The 7,194-nt window shown below is 64.2% G+C and carries 6 protein-coding genes; 4 read left to right on the top strand and 2 right to left on the bottom strand.

The window, feature by feature from the left end:
• Nucleotides 1–724: ATP-binding cassette domain-containing protein (locus Q0L57_RS01585; protein WP_296736793.1), on the bottom strand; the 724-nt coding region annotated here is incomplete at its 3' end.
• A 210-nt stretch (nucleotides 725–934) separates the two neighbouring features.
• Between Q0L57_RS01585 and Q0L57_RS01580 the strand changes: the two genes are divergently transcribed.
• From Q0L57_RS01580 to Q0L57_RS01565, 4 genes are all read left to right on the top strand, one after another.
• Nucleotides 935–1,807 carry a dimethylarginine dimethylaminohydrolase family protein gene (locus Q0L57_RS01580; RefSeq protein ID WP_296736790.1) on the top strand — a complete coding sequence of 291 codons (873 nt, stop codon included), beginning with the start codon at nucleotides 935–937 and terminating at the stop codon, nucleotides 1,805–1,807.
• Entirely contained in the window at nucleotides 1,804–2,454 is a 651-nt protein-coding gene (locus Q0L57_RS01575) for a TetR family transcriptional regulator C-terminal domain-containing protein (protein WP_296736788.1), read from the top strand. Before Q0L57_RS01580 ends, Q0L57_RS01575 begins: the two co-directional genes overlap by 4 nt.
• A gap of 94 nt (nucleotides 2,455–2,548) precedes the next feature.
• Nucleotides 2,549–4,129: a 5-guanidino-2-oxopentanoate decarboxylase gene (locus Q0L57_RS01570; RefSeq protein ID WP_296736785.1), complete on the top strand. Its 1,581-nt coding sequence runs from the start codon at nucleotides 2,549–2,551 to the stop codon at nucleotides 4,127–4,129.
• Between the two features lie 222 nt (nucleotides 4,130–4,351).
• The gene (locus Q0L57_RS01565; RefSeq protein ID WP_296736783.1) at nucleotides 4,352–5,059 is read left to right on the top strand and encodes an SDR family NAD(P)-dependent oxidoreductase; all 708 of its coding nucleotides are present in this window, start codon (nucleotides 4,352–4,354) and stop codon (nucleotides 5,057–5,059) included.
• Here the strand turns inward: Q0L57_RS01565 and Q0L57_RS01560 are convergent.
• On the bottom strand, nucleotides 5,044–6,693 hold the full coding sequence (locus tag Q0L57_RS01560) for a hypothetical protein (protein ID WP_296736781.1): 1,650 nt from the start codon (nucleotides 6,691–6,693) through the stop codon (nucleotides 5,044–5,046). The two genes, Q0L57_RS01565 and Q0L57_RS01560, sit on opposite strands and share 16 nt — an antisense overlap.
• Nucleotides 6,694–7,194: the final 501 nt, after the last annotated feature.

Raw genomic sequence — 7,194 nt, 5'->3', positions numbered from 1 at the left:
TGTAGAGGTAGACGACATGCGTCGCGACCTCGCGGGCAAACTTCATTTCATGCGTTACAAGCACCATGGTGCGCCCCTCGCGCGCCAGGTCGCCGATCACCTTCAGCACCTCGCCGACCAGTTCCGGGTCGAGCGCCGAGGTCGGTTCGTCGAACAGCATGACGCGCGGATTGATCGCCAGTGCCCGCGCGATCGCCGCGCGCTGCTGCTGGCCGCCGGAGAGGAATGCCGGATAGACGTCACGCTTCTCGGCTAGCCCGACGCGGGCAAGCAGCTTCTCGGCCTGGGCGATCGCCTCGTCGCGCTTGACGCCCAGCACATGCACCGGAACCTCGATGACGTTCTCGATCAGCGTCATGTGGCTCCAAAGGTTGAAGTTCTGGAACACCATGCCGAGCCGCGAACGGATGCGCTCGATCTGCCTGCGGTCGGCGGGCACGGTGTGGCCGTGACTGTCAGCCTTGAGCCTGATCTCCTCGCCATTGACGCGGATGATGCCGCTGGTCGGGTTCTCCAGGCAGTTGATGCAGCGCAACAGCGTCGATTTGCCGGAGCCCGAGCCGCCGATGATGGCGATCACTTCGCCGTCGCGCGCCGATAGCGAGACGCCTTTCAGCACGTGCAGTTGGCCGAACTTCTTGTGCAGGTTCTCGACATGGATGGCTTCGGCGGCGCCATTCTGCGCTTCGCCGGATGGTATTGCGGCAGCTCCCGCCGCGCTCACCGGGTAACCACCCCATGGCCGACGATGGCTCGTCGAACGTCTATCCGGCTAATCAACATACGCTGTATTGCCCACTCCAGACTTCAGCATGGACCCGACAGCGCGAGCCCGTCAATCCCGTTCATTACGGCACTTGCGGCCTTGTTGTGCAAGTGTATAAATAGCCCCAGATGAAATTTTCTTGATTTTTTTCACCTGAGAAGGGCATCGATGAGCGCTTTCGGATCACAGTCCATGGCGGCGCCTCTGCGGCGCGTGCTGATGCGGTCGGCGGCAAACGCCATGCGTGGCGCCGACAGGACTGCCTGGCACTATGGCCCGGGCTTCGACCCGGCGAAAGCTGCGTCGCAGCATGCGCATCTTGCCGAACTGGTGGCGGCGTCCGGCGCCGAAATAGAGTGGATCGAGGACAAGGCCGACGGACTTTCGGATTCGGTGTTCACGCACGACCCGTCCCTGATGACCGATCGCGGGGCGCTGATCCTCTCCATGGGCAAGCCTTTGCGCTCCGGGGAGCCCTCGTTGCATGAGGAAACCTACAGGAGGCTGGGCATTCCGATCCTGGGCCGCGTCGAGGCTCCCGGCCAGGTCGAAGGCGGCGATTGTGTATGGGTGGATAGCCGCTCGCTGGCGATCGGCCGCGGTGTCCGCTCCAACCAGGAAGGCATCCAGCAGGTTTCCAACCTGCTGACGCCGCTCGGTATTTCCGTCTACGGTTTTGATCTGCCGCTCTGGCAGGGCGAAGAGGCGTGCTTGCACCTGATGTCGGTGATCAGCCCGCTGGCCGACGACCTCGCACTGGTCTATTCGCCGCTTTTGCCGGCGCCGTTCTACCAGATGCTGAAGGCGCGCGGCATACGGCTGGTCGAAGGCGATGCCGGGGAGTTCGCCGCTTCCAACGGCCTCAGCCTGAACGTGCTGCCGACCAGTCCGCACAAGGTCATTGCCGTTGCGGGCTTTCCCAAGACCAAGGCTGCCATGGAAGCCGCCGGCTGCACCGTTGAAATCTTCGAGGCGGATGCGCTCTGCATCGCCTGCGAGGGCGGGCCGACATGCCTGACGCGGCCGATCCTGCGCCAATGAATGCGCCGTCCCGTCGCAGGTTCCGTCGCGAGGGCGAGGAGCGGCGGCGGCAGGATCTGATCGAGGCGACCTTGGACAGCGTGGCGGAGCATGGCTTGCAAGGTGCCACCTTGCGCACCATCGCATTGCGCGCCGGCGTCACCGCCGGGCTGATCCGGCACTATTTCCCCGGTAAGGAAGAACTGCTGCAGGAAGCGTATGCAACGTTGATGGGCCGCATGACCGAGCAGGCGAAGGCGGCATTGGTCATGGAAAATGCCTCGCCTCGCCAGCGCCTCGCGGCTTTCGTCACCGCCAACCTCAATGCGCCGATCGTCGACGCGCGGGTGTTTTCGCTCTGGGCAACCTTCCTTGGCCGTGCCAATGCCGATCCGACGCTCGCCCGTGCCCATCGCGACGGCTATCTTGGCTTTCGCAACGAGGTTGAAGCGGTCGTCGCCGAAGTGCTGGCGGCCGAACAGCGCAAGCCGGACGCCAGCCAGCTGCGCCGCCATGCCATCGCGATCAATGCGATCATCGACGGGCTCTGGATCGAAGGGTGTCTGGCCGCAGAGATGTTCTCGCCTGGCGAATTGGCGGCAATTGGCGTCAAGGCCATAGAAGCCGAACTCGGCCTCGGGCCGCCGGAGCAGTTCCAGGAAAGGTGAAAGGCGGCTTTCCGTCCGGAATTGCGCAAGAACAAAGACATGGAGCGTTCACTGTTTCCCTTGAGCAGTGATCCGCACCGAAGGGAGAAAACCAATGACCACCATCGGCGAAGCGCTGATTTCACTACTCGAGGCGCACGGCGTCGATACCGTCTTCGGCATTCCGGGCGTGCATACGGTCGAGCTCTATCGCGGGCTGGCGCGCTCGAAGATTCGCCACGTGACGCCGCGTCACGAACAGGGCGCCGGCTTCATGGCCGACGGCTATGCGCGCGCCAGTGGTCGCCCGGGTGTCGCCTTCGTCATCACCGGCCCAGGCCTCACCAACACCATCACCGCCATGGGCCAGGCGCGCGCCGATTCGGTGCCGATGCTGGTGATCTCCGGCGTCAACGCCACCGACACGCTCGGCAAGGGCCTGGGCTTCCTGCATGAATTGCCTGACCAGCGCGGCATGATGGAGAAAGTGGCGCTGTTCTCCGAGCGCGTCACGGAGGCCGACGAACTGCCGGGCGCGCTCGCCCGCGCCTTTGCGCTGTTTTCCTCCGCGCGCCCGGGGCCGGTTCATATCGAGATCCCGACCGATGTCATGGTGAAACCCGCCGACGGGATCGCGCCGATGCTGAGCAACGCGGCGGCGCCAGCCCCGCAGGCCGCCGCGATCGCTGAAGCGTCGAAGCTGATCAAGGCGGCCGGCCGCCCGCTGATCCTCGCCGGCGGCGGCGCCAAGAAGGCCGATGCGGCGCTCAGGCGGCTGGCCGAAGCGCTTGGCGCGCCGGTTGTCGAAACCGCCAATGCGCGCGGCCTGCTGCACCGCCATCCGCTTTGCGTGCCGGCCAGCCCCAGCCTGAGGGCGGTGCGCGCGCTGATGGCCGACGCCGATCTGGTGATTGCCGCCGGTACCGAATTCGGTCCGACCGACTATGATGGCTATGGCGATGGCGGCTTCGTGCTGCCGGCCAACCTGATCCGCATCGACATCGGCGCCGACCAGTTGGCGCGTCGCCCGGTGGCGGTGGGGATTCAGGCCGATTGCGCCGAGGCCATCGAGGCGCTGTTGTCTGAAATCGGTTCCGGCCACGTGGCCGCAAAGGATGGCGAGGCCCGCGCGGCAGCAGCGCGGCACGCCGCTCAGGCCGAACTGAAGCCCGATTACCTGGCGCAGGTGCACGCGGTGGAAGCGATCCGCGACGCGCTGCCCGGCGCGATCATCGTCGGCGACTCGACTCAACCGATCTATGCCGCCAACCTCTATTACGACCACGACCGTCCTGGCGGCTGGTTCAATGCCGCGACCGGTTTCGGCGCCCTGGGTTATGGTCCGCCCGCGGCGATCGGCGCGGCGCTCGGCGTGCCCGAGGCGCCGGTGGTGTGCCTCACTGGCGATGGCGGGTTCCAGTTCTCCTTGCCGGAACTCGGCGCGGCGCTCGATGCCGAAGCGCCTGTCATCTTCGTCGTCTGGAACAATCGCGGCTATCGCGAGATCGAAACCTCGATGCTCGATGTCGGTGTCGAGCCGGTAGGCGTCTCGCCGGCGCCGCCGGATTTCTGCAAGCTGGCCGAAGCCTACGGCCTGGAGGCCGAGCGGTTGACCGGCGCCGAGGGTCTCGCCGGCGCGTTGAAGCGCGCGCGGGCGGCGGCAAAGCCACGCATCATCGAAGTCACCGTCGACTGAAGGACGGGCGGGGCTGGCTCGGCTCGCCTACGGTGAAAAGAAGTAACCAGCCCGTGTCGGCATGGCGGCATGACGCCCCAGCGACGGCCTGACGCATGCAAAGACGCTGCGTCTGCCATGTCGATATTTCAATTGAGTGACAGCCTGAAAGGCGCGACGTTCGATACTGGGGCGGTACAACCAGAAGAAAACAATCATAAAAATGACAGGAGCGGTCTAGGTATGACGGAAACGTTGAATGGCAGGCATGTCGTGGTGACGGGCGGCACTGGCGCGCTCGGCGGCGCGGTTGTCGGCAGGTTGCTGGAACAGGGCGCTATCTGCCACGTGCCCAACGCGCACGCGGCGGCCCCGCCGCACTTTCCCTTTGCCGCCCACGCCAGCGTCCATCTGGCGCACAATGTCGACCTGTCGGATTCGGCCAAGGTCGAAGCCTTCTACCACCAGGTGCCCGAGCTCTGGGGCTCTATCCACCTGGCCGGCGGCTTCACCATGGCCCCGGTGGAGAAGATCGAATCGGCGTCGTTTGCCGAGATGATGGATACCAACGCCCGCACCACCTTCCTGTGCAGCCGCGCGGCGGTACGCTCGATGCTTGCGTCCGGCATCGCCGGCCGCATCGTCAATGTCACGGCGCGCGCTGGGCTCGATCCGCGTCGCGGCTCAGGCATGGTCGCCTATGCCGCCAGCAAGGCGGCGGTCGCGGCGATGACGCAGGCCATGGCCGAGGAATTGAAGCACAAGGGCATCCTGGTCAACGCTGTGGCGCCCTCGACGCTCGACACGCCGGCCAATCGCGCCGACATGCCCGACGCCGATTTCAGCAAATGGGTCAGCCTCGAGGCGGCCGCAGAAGCCATCGCCTATCTCGCCTCGCCCGCCAACCTGGCGATGAGCGGCACGCTGGTGCCGCTCTACGGCCGGGCCTGAGCCGCGAGCGTCGAGGCGGGGCAGGCCGCGTCCGAACCATCGCCATTGCGGTAGCTGTAGATTCGCACTGGCGATGAAGGATCCGTTGGGCACTCTTTCAACCACGCCGGCGGCCTGCCTTCCATCAGCGCCGCGGCGAATGGGTAGCCGGTTTCAAGGCCCGGCAAGGGTGGGCCGCGGTAGGCGCAGAGCGCAACATGTGTCGCCTTGGACGCATCGAGCAACGCGCGAGGGTCGGGGGTCGACGGATCAAGGAAGCGATAGCTCCGTTCGATACCCTGAGCCGATCGATGGTTGGGGACTGTCACCACCTTGGGACCATCCGCAAGAGCTACAAGATAAGCTCCGATCAGGGGCGGCGTGAGAACCACGGCGTTCGCCGGCCAGCCCCGCTGCGGCTGGAAATAGTCGAGGTCGCAAAGGTCGGCCAGTTCGCCGGCAGGGGTGGCCGCCTGGGATGGCCGCAGTGACAGGTGGTATAGCCCGATCGCCGACACGACGAGGCCGGGTAGGATCAATGTATATTTCCGCGATGCCGAGCGTATGTCCGGCACCAGATAGCGCACCAGCCTCGAACCTGATGGTAGGAAGCTTGCCGCGACGAATAGCAGACCGATGCTGGAGAAGAGCGCGACATAGCGAAAATAACGCAAATACGCGATCCCGAGGACCAGCGCGAGCACCGAGAACAAGGCGAGTATCAGGCGCGGCCTGCTTCGACTATGCGGATCGAAGCAGATGACAACCGGGGCGATCGCGCCGACAAAAATCAGCAGAGTGCCCGGAAAAATCGCGGACAGAAAATGTGGATGCCGGAAGATGCTCATTTCCTGAAGGATTCGGTTGACCATGTTGTCGCGAACATAGGCATCGAGCGAGGCATAGGGGCTGGCCAGGCATTGCGGGAACAACATTGCCAGCGCCGCCATGCTGGCGGTTGCGAACCCCAGCAGGACGACCGCCCGCATTGCCCATCCGCCGCGTGAGCCGCAAAGCAGAGGCGCGACGGCAAATGAAAGTCCGGCGGCGACGAGCGCTGTGGCATGTGGCGCTGAATAGAAGTCACACTTCACCGCGGCATAGGCTGAAAGCGGCTCGATGGCTGCCAGCAGACCGATCGCGCCCATCGCCAGGGCAAGGCCAAAACCGGTGATCCTGCTAGCGCTTTCTTCTCGCCCCAGGATCCAGTCAAAGGCGTAGATTGCCATCACCAGAGCATAGAACGGCGCAAATTCGGCGCTGATCGCAAGTGCCAGGGCTGCCAAAAGTCCGTTGACGAAGGAAGATGCGCGGTTCTGCGACAGCATCAGCACCAGGGCGGCAAGCAGAAGCAGAATTTGCAGATTGTGATAGTCGATACGCCCCGGGGCATATTCGAAAAAGGTGCCGATAGCGAAGATCAACGCTACCGGTAACGCAAGGGCCGGGCTGCTAACGCCCATCGCCACCACCAGCCGGTTGTAGAAATAGAGCGCTGGCGCAAGCAGCAGCAGCGGCACGACAAAACATGCCACCATCAACGCTGACTCCGAGCCGGCGAACGGCGCGAACAGGCGCGTGAAGGCCACATACGGCAAGTCCACGATCCATGGCCAATGCGAAACGTAGGGCTCGGGCTGGGCAATGCCGGGCAATGTGCGGTCGAAGATGTTGCCCGTTTGAAGCAAGGTGCGGATTTCGTGCAGCTTGACGAGATCGTCCGCGTCGCGATTGAGCACCAGGCCGAGGGACCGGAGGGTGATCATCACAATCGCCATCGCGCAATAGCAGAACAAGGGCGGCCACCTGGTGTAAAGGTTCAGCACAACCGAAGATGGCGTAGCGGGAGAAACGTAGCCAGCGCTCATGGAAAGTTCCTCCCCTTGGACCTAAGGCCAAATGCGCCAGGAAGTTCATCTTCTACGCTGGGGAGGTTTATTTTGCCGTAAACAAAAAACCCCGCCGGATCGCTCCGGCGGGGTTTGTCTTCTGCGCTGTGTGAGCGACTTATGCAATTTCGGGAAAACCGCTCCGCGGTCCGCCCGGAATGCCTTAGTTGCCCTGCTTCTTCAGCGCCGCGCCCAGGATATCGCCCAGCGAAGCGCCGGAGTCGGTCGAGCCGTACTGGGCGACCGCTTCCTTTTCCTCGGCGATTT

Origin of the sequence: Mesorhizobium sp., assembly GCF_024509055.1 — a bacterium.
GTDB lineage: Bacteria > Pseudomonadota > Alphaproteobacteria > Rhizobiales > Rhizobiaceae > Mesorhizobium.
This window is presented reverse-complemented; position numbering and strand designations above follow the sequence as displayed.